Annotated in this window: 15 protein-coding genes, 4 tRNA genes and 2 pseudogenes; 5 read left to right on the top strand and 16 right to left on the bottom strand. The window is 58.3% G+C overall.

Annotated features, from left to right (window positions below):
* Positions 1–41: 41 nt before the first annotated feature.
* The 10 genes from AACY36_RS21175 to AACY36_RS21130 all read right to left on the bottom strand — a co-directional run bounded on the left by AACY36_RS21175 (position 42) and on the right by AACY36_RS21130 (position 9,451).
* Positions 42–1,916, bottom strand: a complete 1,875-nt coding sequence (locus AACY36_RS21175) for a SurA N-terminal domain-containing protein (protein WP_339417987.1) — start codon at positions 1,914–1,916, stop codon at positions 42–44.
* A 230-nt stretch (positions 1,917–2,146) separates the two neighbouring features.
* Positions 2,147–2,419: an HU family DNA-binding protein gene (locus AACY36_RS21170; protein WP_003174819.1), complete on the bottom strand. Its 273-nt coding sequence runs from the start codon at positions 2,417–2,419 to the stop codon at positions 2,147–2,149.
* A 148-nt stretch (positions 2,420–2,567) separates the two neighbouring features.
* Complete coding sequence (gene lon / locus AACY36_RS21165; protein ID WP_314563009.1) at positions 2,568–4,964, bottom strand: endopeptidase La; 2,397 nt, start codon at positions 4,962–4,964, stop codon at positions 2,568–2,570.
* 175 nt (positions 4,965–5,139) lie between these two features.
* On the bottom strand, positions 5,140–6,423 hold the full coding sequence (gene clpX, locus AACY36_RS21160; RefSeq protein WP_017136464.1) for an ATP-dependent Clp protease ATP-binding subunit ClpX: 1,284 nt from the start codon (positions 6,421–6,423) through the stop codon (positions 5,140–5,142).
* A gap of 112 nt (positions 6,424–6,535) precedes the next feature.
* On the bottom strand, positions 6,536–7,171 hold the full coding sequence (gene clpP, locus AACY36_RS21155; protein WP_017848147.1) for an ATP-dependent Clp endopeptidase proteolytic subunit ClpP: 636 nt from the start codon (positions 7,169–7,171) through the stop codon (positions 6,536–6,538).
* A 91-nt stretch (positions 7,172–7,262) separates the two neighbouring features.
* Complete coding sequence (gene tig / locus AACY36_RS21150) at positions 7,263–8,573, bottom strand: trigger factor (RefSeq protein WP_339417991.1); 1,311 nt, start codon at positions 8,571–8,573, stop codon at positions 7,263–7,265.
* A gap of 398 nt (positions 8,574–8,971) precedes the next feature.
* Positions 8,972–9,047, bottom strand: a tRNA-His gene (locus AACY36_RS21145).
* A 77-nt stretch (positions 9,048–9,124) separates the two neighbouring features.
* Positions 9,125–9,209, bottom strand: a tRNA-Leu gene (locus AACY36_RS21140).
* A gap of 57 nt (positions 9,210–9,266) precedes the next feature.
* Positions 9,267–9,342: transfer RNA gene (locus AACY36_RS21135), tRNA-His, on the bottom strand.
* Between the two features lie 32 nt (positions 9,343–9,374).
* Positions 9,375–9,451 (bottom strand) — tRNA-Arg (locus tag AACY36_RS21130).
* A 279-nt stretch (positions 9,452–9,730) separates the two neighbouring features.
* On the opposite strand from AACY36_RS21130, the gene folD reads away from it, so the two are divergent.
* Together folD and pbpG are read left to right on the top strand one after the other, a co-directional pair.
* Positions 9,731–10,585 carry a bifunctional methylenetetrahydrofolate dehydrogenase/methenyltetrahydrofolate cyclohydrolase FolD gene (gene folD, locus AACY36_RS21125; protein WP_314563020.1) on the top strand — a complete coding sequence of 285 codons (855 nt, stop codon included), beginning with the start codon at positions 9,731–9,733 and terminating at the stop codon, positions 10,583–10,585.
* 205 nt (positions 10,586–10,790) lie between these two features.
* Positions 10,791–11,714, top strand: a complete 924-nt coding sequence (gene pbpG / locus AACY36_RS21120) for a D-alanyl-D-alanine endopeptidase (protein ID WP_339427860.1) — start codon at positions 10,791–10,793, stop codon at positions 11,712–11,714.
* 146 nt (positions 11,715–11,860) lie between these two features.
* Here pbpG and AACY36_RS21115 read toward each other — a convergent pair whose 3' ends face one another.
* Positions 11,861–12,523 (bottom strand): C39 family peptidase, encoded by a 663-nt coding sequence (locus tag AACY36_RS21115; RefSeq protein WP_339417993.1) that lies wholly within the window; start codon positions 12,521–12,523, stop codon positions 11,861–11,863.
* Between the two features lie 210 nt (positions 12,524–12,733).
* On the opposite strand from AACY36_RS21115, the gene AACY36_RS21110 reads away from it, so the two are divergent.
* Positions 12,734–12,886: a hypothetical protein gene (locus tag AACY36_RS21110; protein ID WP_339417994.1), complete on the top strand. Its 153-nt coding sequence runs from the start codon at positions 12,734–12,736 to the stop codon at positions 12,884–12,886.
* Here the strand turns inward: AACY36_RS21110 and AACY36_RS21105 are convergent.
* A pseudogene (locus tag AACY36_RS21105) lies at positions 12,883–13,223 on the bottom strand (PA0061/PA0062 family lipoprotein). The gene AACY36_RS21110 and the pseudogene AACY36_RS21105 sit on opposite strands and share 4 nt — an antisense overlap.
* A gap of 79 nt (positions 13,224–13,302) precedes the next feature.
* Here AACY36_RS21105 and AACY36_RS21100 point away from each other — a divergent pair.
* Positions 13,303–13,536, top strand: a pseudogene (locus AACY36_RS21100) (hypothetical protein); the annotation flags it as partial.
* Here the strand turns inward: AACY36_RS21100 and AACY36_RS21095 are convergent.
* The 4 genes from AACY36_RS21095 to AACY36_RS21080 all read right to left on the bottom strand — a co-directional run bounded on the left by AACY36_RS21095 (position 13,537) and on the right by AACY36_RS21080 (position 17,620).
* Positions 13,537–14,376, bottom strand: coding sequence for a TIGR03915 family putative DNA repair protein (locus AACY36_RS21095; protein ID WP_339417995.1), 840 nt, complete (start codon positions 14,374–14,376; stop codon positions 13,537–13,539). It lies immediately after the preceding pseudogene.
* Positions 14,373–15,593 carry a putative DNA modification/repair radical SAM protein gene (locus AACY36_RS21090; protein ID WP_339427861.1) on the bottom strand — a complete coding sequence of 407 codons (1,221 nt, stop codon included), beginning with the start codon at positions 15,591–15,593 and terminating at the stop codon, positions 14,373–14,375. Before AACY36_RS21090 ends, AACY36_RS21095 begins: the two co-directional genes overlap by 4 nt.
* A gap of 86 nt (positions 15,594–15,679) precedes the next feature.
* Positions 15,680–17,017 (bottom strand): lysine N(6)-hydroxylase/L-ornithine N(5)-oxygenase family protein, encoded by a 1,338-nt coding sequence (locus AACY36_RS21085; protein ID WP_339497546.1) that lies wholly within the window; start codon positions 17,015–17,017, stop codon positions 15,680–15,682.
* A 120-nt stretch (positions 17,018–17,137) separates the two neighbouring features.
* Positions 17,138–17,620, bottom strand: coding sequence for a sigma-70 family RNA polymerase sigma factor (locus AACY36_RS21080; protein ID WP_065875993.1), 483 nt, complete (start codon positions 17,618–17,620; stop codon positions 17,138–17,140).
* Positions 17,621–17,875: 255 nt separating this feature from the next.
* On the opposite strand from AACY36_RS21080, the gene AACY36_RS21075 reads away from it, so the two are divergent.
* Positions 17,876–19,045 carry an efflux RND transporter periplasmic adaptor subunit gene (locus AACY36_RS21075; RefSeq protein WP_339418000.1) on the top strand — a complete coding sequence of 390 codons (1,170 nt, stop codon included), beginning with the start codon at positions 17,876–17,878 and terminating at the stop codon, positions 19,043–19,045.
* Position 19,046 lies beyond the last annotated feature (1 nt).

Below are 19,046 nucleotides of genomic sequence, written 5' to 3'. Positions count from 1 at the left end.
CCGGACTGTTCAGGCCGAGGGCTTTTTTGTTCAAACCGACATCAGTACTTCTTGATGTCAGCCTTGATTTCCAACTGCTTGCGGTAGGCCGCGAAATCCTGCTGACCGATACGCGAAGCGAGGAAGCGGCGGTATTGCGCCTTTTCTTCGTCCGTTGGTGCAGCGGCTTCGTTGACGCCGTTCAAGCGAACGATCACCAGGCTACCGTCAGCCAGGGTCACGGTGGTAAAGGTCGGCTTGTCCTTGGCCGCAGGCTTGGGCATGCGGAACAGGGCTTGCAGCACGGCAGGGTCGATCGCTTCCTGGCTACGAGTAGCCGCTTCAGTGACCTTCCACGCCTGGCCGTCGACCGGCTGGTTCAGCGGGGTCTTGCCATCACGCAGGCTGGCGATCAACTCGTCAGCGTGAGTCTTGGCAGCCGCGCTGGCGCGCTCCTTGGCCATCTGCGTACGAATCGAGGCATTGACGCTTTCCAGCGGCAGTTGCGCAGGCTTCAGATGCTCCTTGGCACGCAGCACGATGATGGTTTCCGGGTCCAGCTCGATGGCGGCGCTGTTGGCACCCTCATCCAACACTTCCGGGCTGAACGCAGCGGTGACCACTGCACGGTTGGCCGCAACACCTTCGCCACCTTCACGGCCAAACGGCGCGGAGGTATGCACGGTCAGCTTCAGGTCGGACGCCGGCTGGGCCAGGTCGGACGCTTCAAATGCCGCATCTTCCAATTGCTTGGTCGCTTCGACAAAACGCTGCTCGACTTGCTGGGTCTTGAGCTCTTTGGTCAACTTGTCTTTCAGGCTGGCAAACGTAGGCACTTGCGGTGCCTCAACGCCCAACAGCTTGATCAAGTGCCAACCGAAGGTGCTGCGCACTGGTGCCGAGACCTGGTCCTTCTTCAACGCGTACAACGCGGTTTCAAACTCCGGGTCGTAAACGCCTGGGCCGGCAAAGCCCAGATCGCCGCCACTGTTGGCCGAACCTGGATCCTGAGAGAACTCCTTGGCCAGGGCTTCGAATTTCTCGCCCTTGGCTAGGCGAGCCTGGATTTCTTCGATCTTGGCCTTGGCTTGTGCGTCGGTGACCTTGTCGTTGACTTCAATCAGGATGTGCGCAGCACGACGCTGTTCAGCGAGGTTGGCGATTTCTTTCTGATAGGCAGCCTGCAGTTCATCGTCCTTGACGCTGACCTCGTCGAAGAAGGACGACTTCTTCAATTCCAGGTAGTCGATAACCACTTGATCAGGGGTCATGAACTCTTTGGCGTGCTGGTCGTAGTAAGCCTTGACCTCGTCGTCGGTGAGTTTCACCGCGGCAGGGTTGGCCTTGATGTTGACGGTGGCGAAGTCGCGGGTCTGTTTTTCCAGACGGGCGAATGCCAGCACTTCAGCGTCGGTGACGAAACCACTGCCGGCGATACCTGCGCGAACCTGGCCGATGAGCATTTCCTGGGTCAGCATCTGACGGAATTGCATACGGCTGTAGCCCAACTGACGAATCACCTGGTCAAAGCGTTCGGCGCTGAACTTGCCGTCCACCTGGAACTCCGGCGTCTGCAGGATCACCTGGTCCAGCGCAGCTTCAGAGAAGCCAAACTTTGAATCGGCCGCACCTTGCAGTAGCAACTTGCGATCGATCAGCCCCTTGAGGGCCGCCTCGCGCAGCAGTTTTTCGTCCAGCAGCGAAGCATCGAAATCCTTACCCAGCTGTTGCATCAGCTGGCGACGTTGCATGTCGACGGCTTGGCTCAGCTCGGTCTGGGTGATCTCTTCACCGTTGACCTTGGCCACGTCCTGTTTACTGTTACCCGAAGCCTGGAAAATGGCTTCGATACCGGTGAACGCCATCAATGCGACGATGATCCCGATAATGGTCTTGGCAATCCAGCCTTGTGAATTGTCCCTGATATTTTGCAGCATGCGTCCCCCAGAAACGGTTGAACTTCAAAAATAGGCAACCGTGGAGCGTGGGTAGAGTCCGGATAGAAGAAAGGCGCATCCGAGGATGCGCCTTCTCGTAACTGGCGGAGCGGACGGGGGTTTGAACCCACACCCCCGGCGTAGTGACCCAATGGATACGTAGGTCAGCTGCCGCTCCGCTGCCAGGCCAGACTTGCGTCCGACCCGGGTAGGTAAGGCTTGAGCTAAGCTTAGTTAACGGCTTCTTTCAGGGCTTTACCGGCTTTGAAACCTGGTTTCTTGGCAGCAGCGATTTGCAGTGCTTTGCCAGTCTGTGGGTTACGGCCAGTGCGAGCTGGGCGGTCAGTCACAGAGAAAGTACCGAAGCCTACCAGGACCACGGAGTCGCCGGCCTTCAGAGCGCCAGTGACGGATTCGATTACTGCATCCAGCGCACGGCCAGCAGCAGCTTTCGGGATATCAGCGGATGCAGCGATAGCATCAATCAGTTCCGACTTGTTCACTCTAAGTCCCCTTATATTTCTATTGAGTATGATTCTAAGTTTTTTGGTAAAAACAAAAGCCAGTGCTGAATGGCCTACAGACACTTAAGAGCCGCTTTATAACAAGGGCTCTAAAAAGCTGTCAAGGAAGCCCCCCGGCTTAATCGCATTAATGCGTGCTAATTCTTTCCTTGGAATCTGACTCGCGTTTTTCATCCTTCGCGACAATCTCCGGAGCCACATCCGGCAAGGGCTCCGGCGCGTATTGCAGCGCAATTTGCAGGACCTCGTCAATCCATTTAACCGGTTTAATCTGAAGATCTTGCTTGATATTGTCAGGAATTTCTTTCAAGTCGCGAACATTCTCTTCAGGAATGATCACAGTCTTGATGCCACCTCGGTGGGCGGCGAGCAATTTCTCTTTCAAACCACCGATAGCCAATACTTGGCCACGCAGGGTGATTTCCCCGGTCATTGCGACATCGGCACGCACCGGAATGCCAGTCAAGGCCGACACCAGGGCCGTGCACATGCCTACGCCTGCGCTAGGGCCGTCCTTCGGGGTCGCCCCTTCCGGCATGTGAATGTGCGTGTCGTGCTTCTCATGGAAGTCCAGGGGGATACCCAGGCTCTTGGCGCGGCTGCGCACCACAGTCTGCGCGGCAGTGATGGATTCGACCATCACGTCACCCAGCGAACCGGTCTTGATCAGTTGGCCTTTGCCCGGGATCACCGCAGCTTCGATGGTCAGCAATTCGCCGCCCACTTGGGTCCACGCCAGGCCAGTAACCTGCCCTACCTGATCCTGTTGCTCGGCCAGGCCGTAACTGAATTTACGCACGCCCAGGAAGTGCTCCAGGGAGTCGGCGGTGACTTTCACCGAGAAGCGTTTTTCCAGCGCATGTTCCTTGACCGCTTTGCGGCAGATTTTCGCGATCTGGCGCTCCAGGCCCCGTACACCAGCCTCGCGAGTGTAATAACGCACGATGTCACGGATCGTTTCGAGCTCGAATTCGATCTCGCCCTTCTTCAGGCCGTTGGCCGAAATCTGCTTGGGCGCTAGGTATTTGACCGCAATGTTGATCTTCTCGTCTTCGGTGTAGCCCGGCAGACGAATCACTTCCATCCGGTCCAGCAGCGCTGGCGGGATGTTCATGGAGTTGGAAGTGCACAGGAACATTACGTCGGACAGGTCGTAGTCGACTTCCAAGTAATGGTCGTTGAAATTGTGGTTCTGTTCCGGGTCGAGCACTTCGAGCAGAGCCGATGCCGGATCGCCACGCATGTCGCTGCCCATTTTGTCGATTTCGTCGAGCAGGAACAGCGGGTTGCGCACACCCACTTTTGTCATCTTTTGAATCAATCTGCCTGGCATCGAACCGATGTAGGTCCGGCGATGACCACGAATTTCCGCTTCATCGCGTACACCGCCGAGGGCCATGCGTACGAACTTACGGTTTGTGGCACTGGCAATCGACTCGGCCAACGAGGTTTTACCCACGCCTGGCGGCCCCACCAGGCACAACACCGGCCCGCGAATTTTCTTCACGCGCTTTTGCACAGCGAGGTACTCGAGGATGCGTTCTTTGACTTCCTCGAGGCCGTAGTGATCGGCGTCGAGGATATCCTCAGCGCGAGCCAGGTCCAGGCGCACCTTAGTCTGGGCCTTCCACGGCACCTGCACCAGCCAATCGATGTAGGAGCGCACCACAGTGGCTTCAGCCGACATCGGCGACATTTGCTTGAGCTTGTTCAGCTCGGCGTTGGCCTTGGTCAGGGCGTCTTTCGGCAGGCCGGCGGCATCGATGCGCTTTTTCAGCTCTTCGATTTCGTTGTGGCCTTCCTCGCTGTCGCCGAGCTCTTTCTGAATGGCCTTCATCTGCTCATTCAGGTAGTACTCGCGCTGGCTGCGCTCCATTTGTTTCTTCACACGGCCCCGGATGCGTTTCTCAACCTGCAACAGGTCGATTTCGCCATCCAGTAGCGCCAGCACATGCTCAACACGGGCCGACAGGTCGATAATTTCGAGGATGTCTTGCTTCTGCTCGATTTTCAGCGCCATGTGGGCGGCCATGGTATCGACCAGGCGGCTTGGCTCATCAATGCTGTTGAGGGAGGACAGCACTTCAGCCGGGACTTTCTTGCCTAACTGCACATACTGCTCGAATTGCGAGAGCAGGCTGCGTACAAAAACTTCGGACTCACGTTCAGGGGCTTCGACTTCGTCGATCAACGCGACTTCAGCGCGCAGGTGGCCGTCCACCTCCATGAAGCGCTCGACCGCACCCCGTTGCTCACCTTCCACCAGCACCTTGACAGTGCCATCAGGCAGCTTGAGCAGTTGCAGCACGGTAGCAATGGTGCCCACGCGATACAGGGCGTCTTCGCCTGGATCATCATCAGCAGGATTTCTCTGGGCCAACAGCAGGATCTGCTTGTCACCCGTCATCGCAGCCTCGAGGGCTTCGATAGACTTCTCGCGACCCACGAACAGCGGGATAACCATGTGCGGATAGACGACGACATCACGCAACGGCAGGAGAGGCAATTCAATGGTTGTCTTCATGATTTCGCCTCTATGACAGTTGAAAAATAAACTTGAAACCAAGATGGGGGCTGCATGCAAAAAAAACAAGCTTATTGCCAGCAGTTAAACGCAGTAAACGCTTTGGAGTAAAAAACGCTGTAAAAACAAAGGGGCCCCTGAAGGACCCCTTGTTTATACCGAAACTGCGAAACGCTTACGCGTCTGGCGCAGCCTTGGCAGCCGGCTCACTGTTTTCGTAGATATACAGCGGCTTGGACTTGCCTTCTATGACGCTTTCGTCAATCACCACTTTACTCACCTCGGACTGCGAGGGGATTTCGTACATGGTGTCGAGCAACACGCCTTCCAGAATCGAACGCAGGCCACGCGCACCCGTCTTACGCTCCAGTGCCCGCTTGGCCACTGATTTGAGTGCGTCGGTACGGAACTCGAGGTCTACACCCTCCATCTCGAACAGCTTGGCGTATTGCTTGGTCAGGGCGTTTTTCGGCTCGGTGAGGATCTGAATCAGAGCAGCCTCATCCAACTCGTCCAACGTGGCCAGGACCGGCAGACGGCCAACGAATTCCGGGATCAGACCGAACTTGACCAGATCGTCAGGCTCGACTTCACGCAGGGACTCGCCCACCTTCTTGCCTTCTTCCTTGCTGCGCACTTCTGCACCGAAACCAATGCCACCCCGGGTGGAACGTTGCTGGATAACTTTTTCCAGCCCGGAGAATGCACCGCCACAGATGAACAGGATGTTGCGCGTATCAACCTGAAGGAATTCCTGCTGCGGGTGCTTACGGCCGCCTTGTGGCGGTACGGAAGCAACCGTGCCTTCGATCAGTTTCAACAGGGCTTGCTGCACGCCTTCACCGGAAACATCCCGAGTGATCGACGGGTTGTCAGACTTGCGCGAAATCTTGTCGATTTCGTCGATGTAGACAATGCCCATCTGGGCCTTCTCTACGTCGTAGTCGCACTTCTGCAGCAGCTTCTGAATGATGTTCTCGACGTCTTCACCCACGTAACCAGCCTCAGTGAGGGTGGTGGCGTCGGCGATAGTGAACGGAACGTTCAGCAGACGAGCGAGGGTTTCTGCAAGCAAGGTCTTACCCGAGCCTGTAGGACCGATCAGCAAGATGTTGCTCTTGCCGAGCTCGACTTCGTCGCCTTTCTTGTCACGCTGGTTCAAGCGCTTGTAGTGGTTGTACACCGCTACGGCCAGAACCTTCTTTGCACGCTCTTGACCAATAACGTACTGGTCAAGGATGCCGCTGATTTCTTTAGGCGAAGGCAATTTATGCGCGCTGCTTTCGGCCTGGGCTTCCTGCACCTCCTCACGGATGATGTCATTGCACAGGTCGACGCACTCGTCGCAGATAAAGACCGAGGGGCCGGCAATCAATTTGCGTACTTCATGCTGGCTTTTGCCACAGAAGGAGCAATAGAGCAGCTTGCCGTTGTCCTCGCCGTTGCGGGTGTCAGTCATTCGTTCGATCCAAATCCGATAGGCTTGCAACACAAGATGAAGGCTTATGCGGGCTTTTTCAAGCCCACCAGTGGTCGGACATGCCGACCAGCCCTATTTTGAGCGGCTTATATTAAGCGGGGCGCTTGTCGATCACGGCGTCGATCAGCCCGTAGTCACGCGCGGCTTCGGCACTCATGAAGTTGTCGCGGTTGGTGTCGCGCTCGATTTCTTCGAGAGTGTGCCCGCTGTGCTTGGCCATCAGCGTATTGAGACGCTCGCGAATGAACAGGATTTCCTTGGCGTGGATTTCGATATCCGACGCCTGGCCCTGGAAACCGCCCAATGGCTGGTGAATCATAACGCGCGAGTTAGGCAGGCAGTAACGCTTGCCCTCAGCACCTGCGGTCAGCAGGAATGCACCCATGCTGCAGGCTTGGCCGATGCAGGTGGTCGATACATTCGGCTTGATGAACTGCATGGTGTCGTAGATCGACATGCCCGCAGTCACCGAACCACCCGGCGAGTTGATGTAGAGATGGATATCCTTGTCCGGGTTTTCCGCTTCAAGGAACAGCAGCTGCGCACAGATCAGGTTGGCCATGTAATCCTCTACGGGGCCCACCAGAAAGATCACTCGCTCCTTGAGCAGGCGCGAGTAGATGTCGTAGGCGCGTTCGCCACGAGCGGACTGCTCGACAACCATCGGGACCAGGCCGCCAGCGGCCTGGATATCAGAGTTCTGCTGAATATAGGAATTACGGAACATGCTCTGCAGTTACTCCCAAATAGTCATGTCTTGAAAACGCATAAGCCAGCGCGAGGCTGGCTTATGGTTGTATTTCCAACGAGTTGGACAATCAGTCGGCTTGTGCTGCTTCTGCCGGCTTGACTGCTTCTTCGTAAGAGACCGCTTTATCGGTCACCTTAGCCTTCTGCAGAACAGTATCCACAACTTGTTCTTCCAGCACAACCGAACGTACTTCGTTCAGCTGCTGGTCGTTCTTGTAGTACCAAGCCACAACCTGCTCAGGCTCCTGGTAGGCCGAAGCCATTTCCTGGATCATTTCGCGAACGCGGTCTTCATCAGGCTTGAGGTCGAACTGCTTGACCACTTCTGCCACGATCAGACCCAGCACGACGCGGCGCTTGGCTTGCTCTTCGAACAGTTCGGCCGGCAGTTGATCAGGCTTGATGTTGCCACCAAACTGCTGAACAGCTTGTACGCGCAGGCGATCCACTTCGTTCGACAGCAGGGCCTTAGGCACTTCTATCGGGTTGGCGGCCAGCAGACCGTCCATAACTTGGTTCTTGACCTTGGACTTGATGGCCTGACGCAGCTCGCGCTCCATGTTCTTGCGAACTTCGGTGCGGAAGCCTTCGATGCCGGTTTCCTTGATGCCGAATTGAGTGAAGAACTCCTCGTTCAGCTCAGGCAGCTTAGGCTCGGAAACGCTATTGACGGTCACGGTGAACTCGGCGGCCTTGCCGGCCAGGTCCAGGTTCTGGTAGTCAGCAGGGAATTCCAGGTTCAGAACACGCTCTTCGCCGGCTTTGGCGCCAACGAGGCCGTCTTCAAAACCAGGGATCATGCGGTTGGAACCCAGCACCAGCTGAGTACCCTTGGCGGAGCCGCCAGCGAAGACTTCGCCGTCAACCTTGCCAACGAAATCGATGTTCAGCTGGTCTTCGTTCTGGGCAGCACGCTCGGCCACTTCGAAACGGGTGTTCTGCTTGCGCAGGATTTCCAGCATGTTGTCCAGGTCCGAATCAGCCACTTCGGCGCTCATGCGCTCGATAGCAATACCATCGAAACCGGCCACTTCGAATTCTGGGAACACTTCGAATACGGCAACGTATTCCAGGTCCTTGCCCGCTTCCAGGGACTTAGGCTCGATCGACGGCGAACCTGCTGGGTTCAGCTTTTGCTCAACCACTGCCTCGTAGAAAGAAGCCTGGATTACGTCACCAACAGCTTCCTGGCGCGCATCAGCACCAAAACGGCGCTTGATTTCGCTCATTGGCACTTTGCCTGGACGGAAACCAGCGATCTTGGCCTTTTGGGCAGTCTGCTGCAGACGCTTGTTGACCGCAGTCTCAATACGCTCTGCCGGAACGGTGATGCTCAGGCGGCGCTCGAGAGCAGTAGTATTTTCAACAGAAACTTGCATGGATATTCCTCGTTGCACAGACGTTAGCCGGCCATTTCCGACCCCAATCAAGGGCATGCATTCTAGTGGGTCAAACTCAAGAAGTCACCCTACTGAAAATACGCCCGAAAACAGCCGGCAATTTATCGGTACGAAGGCACTGACGCACCTCGCCCCGGTGACAAATACAGCCAAGTACGCCAGGGCTCTGCGCCGCCTCTTCTATATATAGAAGAAGTCGTCTATCCCCCTTGGCGGTCAACCCCTCAAACAGGGCCAGCAGGCAGTGCGGCATCATCGAGATACATAAATACGACGAAACGCCCTGCCGTTGCGACCCACTACCTGCAGCCGCCGAATATTCGTACCGCTGAAACCAAAAAAGGCGCCAGACTGTTAAATCTGGCGCCTTTCGAATATGGGGTGGACGAAGGGGATCGAACCCTCGACAACGGGAGTCACAATCCCGTGCTCTACCAACTGAGCTACGCCCACCATATTGCGTTAACAAAGAAACCAAACTACTTCTTTGTTGAGCCCTGCCCTGCCTTTCGACATGACCAAGCCGTGTTTGGTGCGGATGAAGAGACTCGAACTCTTACGCCTCGCGGCGCTGGAACCTAAATCCAGTGTGTCTACCAATTCCACCACATCCGCGCTTGTAGCTCTTAAAGCAAAGGCGCCAGACGATTAATCTGGCGCCTTTTCAAAATATGGGGTGGACGAAGGGGATCGAACCCTCGACAACGGGAGTCACAATCCCGTGCTCTACCAACTGAGCTACGCCCACCATCTAGCGTTACTTGTGCCAAAGCTGCCTAATGGCGCACCCGGCAGGACTCGAACCTGCGACCATCCGCTTAGAAGGCGGATGCTCTATCCAGCTGAGCTACGGGCGCCTGATTAATCTGTACTCTTGGAGGATTACAAACTAAGTGCTTCCAGCCTTACAGAACAACACTCTATTCTGCTCGACCTTCTTAACCAGTGCTAGGCTGTGCCCGACAAGTGCGACGAATAGTATAGAGGGCCTGGAAACCCGTCAAATCTTTTTTGAAAAAAACTGATTTTATTTAAGGGGTTAGGGCAATTTGCAGACCAAGCGCCTTTGCCCTCACGTCATGGCATGCGAGAATGCGCGCACTTTTCTTCCCCCTCTCGATGGTTAATCACGCGTAATGACTGCACAACTTATCGACGGCAAATCAATCGCCGCCAGCCTGCGCCAGCAGATCGCCAAACGCGTCACCGAGCGTGGCCAGCAAGGCCTGCGCACGCCTGGCCTCGCGGTGATCCTGGTCGGCAGCGATCCTGCGTCCCAGGTTTATGTCTCGCACAAGCGTAAAGACTGTGAAGAGGTCGGCTTTATTTCCAAGGCCTACGACTTACCTTCCGAGACCACCCAGCAGGCGCTTACCGACCTGATCGACGGTCTCAACGACGACCCGAAGATCGATGGCATCCTGCTCCAACTGCCTTTGCCCGAGCACTTGGACGCGTCCAAATTGCTGGAGCGCATCCGCCCGGACAAGGACGTCGACGGCTTCCACCCTTACAACGTCGGCCGCCTGGCCCAGCGTATCCCGCTGCTGCGCCCGTGCACTCCGAAAGGCATCATGACCCTGCTGGAAAGCACCGGTGTCGACCTTTACGGCCTTGATGCCGTGGTTGTCGGCGCGTCCAACATCGTCGGCCGCCCGATGGCCATGGAACTGCTGCTGGCCGGCTGCACCGTGACCGTCACCCACCGCTTCACCAAAGACCTCGCCGGCCACGTTGGCCGCGCCGACCTGGTCGTCGTCGCCGCCGGTAAGCCGGGCCTGGTCAAGGGTGAGTGGATCAAGGAAGGCGCCATCGTCATCGACGTGGGCATCAACCGCCAGGAAGACGGTAAACTGGTGGGTGACGTGGTGTACGAAACCGCCCTGCCCCGCGCCGGCTGGATCACTCCAGTACCCGGCGGGGTTGGCCCGATGACGCGTGCCTGCCTATTGGAAAATACCTTGTACGCCGCAGAAACCCTGCACGATTGATAACCAGGCGTACTGAAAAAGCCCTGCCTTATCGCAGGGTTTTTTATTGCCCGCAAAAAAACTTTTCTCTTAGTTTTTAGGAACTTTCATCTGGCTTTAGAAGAACATTCGACAGTTTCCGATCCATACTTCTAAAATGTAACGGCATTTATCAAAAAACCGTTCCCGAACGGTATTTCCTTACTTTTTTAGCGAGTTCATCCGCGTGAAAATTCGTCTCTCTCTTGTCAGCCTATTTTTTGCTTTCACAGGCACCTTCGCGCAAGCAGCCGAAACCACCCAGGCTCCGCGTGATACCTCCAAGCTGCAAATCGCTTCAGGCAGCGCAATGCTGGTGGACCTGCAGACCAATAAGGTCATCTATTCCAGCAACCCCGACGTGGTGGTGCCCATTGCCTCGGTGAGCAAACTGATGACCGGCCTGATCGTGCTCGAAGCCAAGCAGAACATGGATGAGTACATCGATATCAACATCAAGGACACGCCGGAAATGAAAGGTGTGTTCTCCCGCGTGAAAATCGGCAGCGAAATGCCGCGCAGAGAGATGTTACTGATCGCCCTGATGTCGTCAGAAAACCGCGCCGCTGCCAGCCTGGCCCACCACTACCCAGGCGGCTACCCAGCATTTATCGCGGCGATGAACGCCAAGGCCAAGGCGCTGGGCATGACTAGCACCCATTACGTTGAGCCTACTGGCCTGTCGATTCATAACGTGTCCACCGCCCGTGACCTGAGCAAACTGCTGGCCGCCGCGCGCCACTACCCGCTGCTCAGCCAACTGAGTACCACCAAGGAAAAGACCGTTTCGTTCCGCAAGCCCAACTACACGCTGGGCTTCTCCAACACCGACCACCTGATCAACCGCGCCAACTGGGACATCAAGCTGACCAAGACCGGCTTCACCAACCAGGCCGGCCACTGCCTGGTGCTGGTGACCAGCATGGGTAACCGCCCGGTGTCGTTGGTGATCCTGGATGCCTTTGGCAAATTCACTCACTTCGCCGATGCCAGCCGGATTCGTAACTGGGTAGAAACCGGCAAGAGCGGCTCGGTGCCGGATGTGGCATTGCGCTACAAGGCTGATAAGAACCTGAAGAACCGCTCGAACGCTGCACAAGTGCGTCGCTAAACACGTACTGCCTATGTGGGCGCTGGCCTGCCTGCGATATCACCGCGGTGCAACTGAAACACCTCAGCGCCTGCATCGCGGGCAAGTCGAAGCGTCGAACCGCCGGCTCCCACACAAGCCCGCTCTCACAGTTTGATCCGCGGTGTTTACTTCCTTTCCGCCAACACCTTCAGTGCCTGCGCCGCCGCCCGCTCCTGCCCGGCCTGGGCCGTTGCATTAGCCGAATCACGCCAGCGTTGAGCATCCACATTGGCCGGCAACTGGCTTGGGCGCTGGGTGACGATTGCCCAACTCCCCGCGCTCTTCCACTTCGATTCAAAGGCGCTGAAGCTCATCAAGAGGCGCCGGTCCATCCCGGAGCGCAGCAGCACAGTACTTTTCTGCTGATTGAACCCGACCACGACCACGTAGTGCGCGTCAGACCACACCCCGCCGCCAATTCTCGCCATCACCGGGTAACCCGCCGCCACCTGCGCCAGCACCGCCGTCAGCTCTGCATCCAGCGGGTACACCATCAGCCCGTATTCACGCGCCAGCACCTGCATGTTGCGTTCAAGGTCCGCTTCGGCGCCCGGTAAACGCAGCGGCTTATCCAGCAAGCCCGGTGTCATGACAATGCCTTGTTGCGACAGCATGCTGGCTAAAGCCGTAGGACCGCTCTGATAAGCCTCGCCGCGAAAAGTCGGCACGCCATTGAGCTCGACACGCTCCGGCAGGCCCACCAGCCTCGACGGGGTTGCAGAGCAGGCCGCAAGCCCCAGGGCACAGGCGAGCAACAAGGATATTTTAAGGTTCGACCGTAACCGCAATTTTCTACTCTCTTGATCAACTGCCGGTGAGGGCCCTGATCATAGGACGCTCTGCCACGTGGGTATAGCCCGCAGGCTTAGTAAAGGGGGTGGATAGAGCAAAGAAGTTGGACAGACACGACCATTGGTCAATAGCAGGCAACCTCCGCCTAGCTAGACTGTCACTTGGGAAGACTGTGTGTGCCCCGTACGGGGCGAAAGGAGGCCCGAATGAGCCTTGCAACAACGATTTTACTGTTGATCTGCGGTTGGCTGGCGGTAGCCGGGGCCATGTTGTGGGGGGTGTTGCGCATTACCCGCCGGCACTATCACCCCCACGTCAAACCCGCCAAGCCCCACAAGGCAGCGGTGCATCACGCCTAGCCAGGCATGTAATTAAAGTCCTGAGTCGCTGCGACTTCCTTGCCGTGGCCATGCTCCAGGGATGCGAGCACGCTCGTGCCCATGCTGGACTCGAATAACGTCACATCCAGGCGATGATCCCCGGCGTCACTTCAAAAAAACGCCCGTCATCCACGCGTTTTCCATCCACTCGCTCAGCCATCAGGTCGTTCGGCGCTTCTCCCTTCAAGCCGATCCAGGTTTCGATCGGGTCGGCTTGGGGAATGAGACCGGCGCAGGCCGATAACAGCAGCACAGCACAGAGGGCGGGCATCAACAACAGGGGTTTGCAATCCTGCTCCCTTAGAGGTTCACGCATGCTCGGGCTGATAAAGACCGCACTGCAACAGCCGTACACGTTTATCGTGGTGGCCATATTCATATGCACCATCGGGCCGATGGCGACCCGGTGCAACTGGCCGACGCCTCGGGAGGTGCGCACGCGCCCAAGGCTTAAACCTGTCGCAGCCCTGACACGGCTGGTGTTGCAAGGTTGCTCAATGGCGCCGACCTACACCGTGCCTTCGGTAAACCTCCCGACGGTCTACCGCGAACAGACCCGTGACGGCCCGTGGCACAACGAACATTGCAGGCGGTACAGCCCCGTCAGTGACAGGCAAGCGTGCGATTGGTCACCGCGCTCGGTGGGGGCTGGCAATCTGGCGACCAGCCTTTGCCCCAATCAACTTCGCCTGCCCATCCTTCTGCTTTCCCGTCCGCGCCTCAGTGATCAACCCTGGGATCAACTTGCCCTCGGGCAAGTTCTTCCAGAACCGGCTCGGCAAATGCCCTTCCATCACCTTGGGGTTCAACCGCGCTGGATTGAAGATGTGGCTGTAATAGGTCAGCCACATCGCACTGTGCGGATCCTCTACATTCTGCGCCAGGTGCCGCCACGCCTCGGGGCACTCGCGCTGATGAATAAGCTGCTCTCCGTCGTAGTACACCCCGTCCAGCGGCGTGGCGATCATCCAACGATGACGGCCCATGCGCCCGATGAAATGCTGGCTGGCGGATTTCAGAATGTCGTGTGCAGGCTCGTGCCAGGCCACATATTCCGGCAGCTCCGCCCCCGCCCCAGCAGGTAATGCGATAAACCGCACAAACGCATGCAGGTGGTGCGCCTCGCGGCTGACCTGTTTGATCCGCCGCTGCAACTCGCTACCCAGCTTGTCCCCCGCCAGCATCGCAGTACGATCGCCATGGCTCACACGCCACAACACTTCATACAGCAGGCTCCAGCGCTGGTCGCCGTGGTAGCAGGCGGCCGGCTCCAGCAGATCCAACAGCGCCTTGGGCACGCGCGTCTGGAACGGCCCGAGGCCTTCGGGGATGGACTGGTCGGTGGCAAACAGATCGGCTACCTCGGCCTCGCCCCAACTCACCTGGCTGGGATCGACCTGATGGCTGAGCAGCCATCGCGCCTGGTCGCGCCAGGTGCTGAACAGGTTGTTGCATTCCAGGCTGATCATCCCCACAACCCCATTTGCTGCGGTGCGGGGCGGTCGCGCAATTGCTCACGTAGCAACACGCTGGTGCTTTCGGCCTGTTGCGGGTGATAGTCACTGGTGATGAAAAATGGCTTGGCCTTGGCCAGTACGCAGCGCATGCGCGCCAGGTCTTCGAAGCGGATCTTGCGTTCACGCCGCAGGTCCACCAGGCGCTGGGTGGTGCGCAGGCCAATGCCCGGAATGCGCGCAATCAAGGTCGGCTCGGCGCGGTTCAGGTCCAGGGGGAATACCTCGCGGTGTTCCAGGGCCCAGGCCAGCTTGGGGTCGATATCCAGGGCCAGGTGGCCGGGGCCTGCGAACAGTTCGTTGGCGCTGAACCCGTAGCTGCGCAGCAGGAAATCGGCCTGGTACAAGCGATGCTCGCGCATCAGCGGTGGTGCAGCCAGGGGCACGCTCTTCGGGCTGTTGGGGATGGGGCTGAACGCCGAGTAATACACACGCCGCAGCTTGAAATTGCCGTAAAGCGCTTCGGCACCGTGGAGGATGGTGCTGTCATCGGTGTCGTCGGCGCCGACGATCATTTGCGTACTTTGCCCTGCCGGGGCGAATCGCGGTGCGCGCGGCTCATTGAGCACGGTCTGCTCGCCGGTGTAGATGGTCTGCATGGCCTGCTTGATTGAGACGATCTGTTTTTCCGGCGCCAGGGTCTGCAAGCTGGTCTCGGTAGGCAGTTCGATATTCACGCTCAGGCGGTCGGCATAACGCCCGGCTTCGGCGATCAGCGCCGGGTCCGCATCGGGAATGGTCTTGAGGTGGATATAGCCGCGAAAGTCGTGATCTTCGCGAAGAAGCTTGGCGACCCGCACCAACTGCTCCATGGTGTAGTCGGACGAACGGATGATGCCAGAGCTGAGAAACAGCCCGCTGACGCAATTGCGCCGGTAGAAGTCCAGGGTCAGGGTGACCACCTCCTCCGGGCTGAAACGCGCGCGGGGCACGTCGCTGGAGCGGCGGTTGACGCAGTATTGGCAGTCGTAGAGACAGAAGTTGGTGAGCAACACCTTGAGCAATGACACGCATCGCCCATCGGGCGTATAGCTGTGGCAGATGCCCATGCCATCGGTAGAACCCAGCCCCGCCTTGCCCTCGGAGCTGCGCTTGGGCGCGCCGCTGCTGGCGCACGACGCGTCGTACTTGGCGGCGTCGGCGAGGATGCTGAGTTTTTCGATCAACTGCATGAAGGGCTACCGGTACTGGTTTTTTGTACAGTAGCAGAGGGTAGCTACAAGCTACAAGCTACAAGCTTGAAGCTTGTAGCTGGAACTCAGCTCGCGGTGGCGAGCAACACGTCACGCACCGAGCGTCCCTGGCCACGCCCACGGTCCAGTGCATACAGCGACGCTGCAATCTCATCCGCACGAATCGGCAGCACCGACAGCAAGGTGTCACTCAAACCGTGGCTGGCCTGGCTGAAACCCTGGATGTAGATGCCAGCGTTGCAACGCTCGTCGGTGACGATGCGGTAGTCGCGCGCCACCTCGAATTCGCCCAGATAATCTTCCAGCGGCGCCAGCAAGGCGCGGTGCGTCTGGCGCTCGTAGCCGGTGGCGAGGATCACCGCATCGTAATGATTGACGCTGGTTTCGCCGCTGGCGTTATTGCGCAGCACCAGCTCGATGCCCAACGAACCTGAGGTGGCTTTCTCGACCACCGTCATGGTGCGGAACGCCTGGCGGGCGATGCCGGAGACTTTCTGGCGATAAAAGATGCCGTAGATACGCTCGATCAGGTCCAGGTCTACCACCGAATAATTGGTGTTCTGGTACTCGGCGACCAGGCGCTCACGCTCGGCGCCTTCCTGCTGGAACACCAGGTCGGTAAAGGCCGGCGAGAACACTTCGTTGACGAACGGGCTGTCATCGGCGGGTTTGAGCGCCGACCCGCGCAGGATCATGTCGACCTGCACCGACGGGAAGCTGTCGTTCAGGTCGATAAAAGCTTCGGCTGCACTCTGGCCGCCGCCGATGATGGCGATGCGCATGGCCTTGCCCTCGACACACGGTTGCGTGGCCATGCGCGCTAGGTATTGAGAATGGTGGAACACCCGGCTGTCCCCTTTGAGCGCCTTGAACGCCTCCGGAATACGCGGTGTGCCGCCGGCGCTGACCACCACCGAACGGGTGGTGCGCACGTGCTGCTCGCCCAAGGCATCGCGGGAAATCACGCGCAGCGCTTCAACCTGCTGCTGATGCAGGATCGGCTCGATGGCCAGCACTTCCTCGCCGTAGCGCGCCTGGGCCTGGAACTGCCCGGCGACCCAGCGCAGGTAGTCGTTGTACTCCATGCGGCACGGGTAAAAGGTGCCCAGGTTGATAAAGTCCACCAAGCGGTCGTGGGCTTTCAGGTAATTGACGAAGGAATATGGGCTGGTGGGGTTGCGCAGGGTCACCAGGTCCTTGAGGAACGAGATCTGCAGTTCGCTCTGGGTCACCAGGGTATTGCCGTGCCAGCGGTAGTCGGCCTGTTTGTCGAGAAACAGCACGTCCAGTTTGCCCTGGGCCTTTTCGCGCTCCTGCAGGGCGATGGCCAGCGCCAGGTTCGAAGGGCCGAAACCGATACCGATCAGGTCGTGAACCGCGGGCGAAGCAATAGCCTGTGTCATTCCAGTGTCCTCTGGATAAGCCCCTTGGCGGTGGGGCGGGAATACCTTTCAAGACCTGCACAACAGGTCATGTGTTGATAGGAAACGAGGACAGTGAAATAAAATTTAACTAACAGGTGATCAGTGCGCTTCCCACTCTCGCATCCGACCCCGGCAGTGCTTCATGGCGTTGACGATGTGTTTTTCCACCAGGGCGCGGGAAATGCACAGGCGCTCGGCGATTTGCAGGTGGGTCAGGCCGTCGAGCTTGCGCAGCAGAAAGCTGTCGCGACAGGCTGGCGGCAGCTCGGCCAGGGCGCGTTCGAGCAATTCCAGGCGCTGGCCGTGGTCGTGGTGGGTGTGGGGCGAGCAACTGGCGAAGCGCTCTTCGGCATCCAGCACATCCAGAGGTTCAACCTGGCGCAAGGCGTTGCGGCGATGACCGTCGATCACCAGGTTGAGCGCAGTGCGGTACAAAAAGGCGCGGGGTTGTTCGATGGGCGTGTCGCTGGAACGTTCCAGCACCCGAACATAAGCGTCATGCACCACATCCTCGGCCACCTGACGGTTGCCCAGCTTGGCGTTGAGGAAACACACCAGCTCGCGATAGTAGTTTTCCAACATGACTCCCGACCGCCGGGTGGCGGCATTAGGCCCTTGGGTGCAAAAAAGACAGCGTTTGGGTGATGGCAGTTTGAGTGCGTGCAATTTATAGTAATTCTCATCTACTTTTAAAGCACACTTGCATCAACGGACGATTATTTTTCTTCAAGGGAGCTGTAACTGCTTATGTAACCGCCTAAATCCCCCCGCAATTCCCTCGTCTACTTGTCAGCTCCCCGCAACTGCGGTCCGAACTTTCCTGGCTGGAACCAAAGCATGAAACGCCCTCGACCTGCCCGACGCGCCTTGCTGGCTATCGCGTGCCTGCTCCCCATCATCGCCATCGCGGCCTGGCAAGTTCTGCCGTCTGGGCGTGACACGCTCACCACCGTGAGCGTCACCCGCGGCAATATCGAAAACAGCGTGACGGCCCTGGGCACCCTGCAACCCAGGCGTTATGTGGATGTTGGCGCACAGGCGTCCGGGCAGATCCGCAAGATCCACGTCGAGGCCGGCGACCAGGTCCAGGAAGGCCAATTGCTGGTGGAAATCGACCCTTCCACGCAAAAAGCCAAGCTCGACGCCAGCCGGTACGCCATCGAAAACCTCAAGGCCCAGTTGCAGGAGCAAAATGCCCAGCATCAGTTGGCACGCCAGAAGTACCAGCGCCAGCAACGCCTGGCCGCCGGTAATGCGACCCGTGAAGAAGATGTACAAACCGCCAAAGCTGAATTGAGCGCCACTGCGGCCCGGGTCAGCATGTTCCAGGCGCAGATCCGACAAGCCCAGGCCAGCCTGCGCAGCGATGAAGCGGAGCTGGGCTACACACGCATCTATGCGCCGATGACCGGCACCGTCGTGGCGGTGGACGCGCGCGTCGGCCAGACCCTGAATGCCCAGCAGCAGACGCCGCTGATCCTGCGCATCGCCAAACTGTCACCGATGACCGTCTGGGCGGAAGTCTCGGAAGCCGATATCGGCCACGTCAAGCCGGGCATGACCGCGTACTTCACCACCCTGAGCGGCGGCAACCGGCGCTGGACCAGCACCGTGCGGCAGATCCTGCCGATCCCGCCCAAGCCCTTGAATGAAACCCAAGGCAGCGGCAGCCCCAACAGTTCCAGTAAAAGCGGCAGTGGCCGTGTGGTGCTGTACACCGTGCTGCTGGACGTGGACAACAGCGACAACGCGTTGATGGCGGAGATGACCACCCAGGTGTTTTTCGTTGCCAGCCAGGTCAAGGACGCCCTCACAGCACCGGTTGCCGCGCTGCGGGGCACGTCCAGTGCCGACCGCCAGATCGCACGGGTCGTGACCAAAAGCGGGCGTATCGAAGAACGCCACGTGCAACTGGGCATCAGTGACCGCCTGCGCGTCCAAGTGCTAGACGGCCTGAACGAGGGCGATCAACTGTTGATCGGCCCGGCCGACGGCATCGGGGGTTGAG

The organism is Pseudomonas sp. EA_15y_Pfl1_P101, assembly GCF_963970835.1.
In the GTDB taxonomy this organism is placed as follows: Bacteria; Pseudomonadota; Gammaproteobacteria; order Pseudomonadales; family Pseudomonadaceae; genus Aquipseudomonas; species Aquipseudomonas tritici.
Note: the sequence above shows the minus strand (reverse complement) of the source record. Positions and strands in the feature narration are given on the sequence as shown.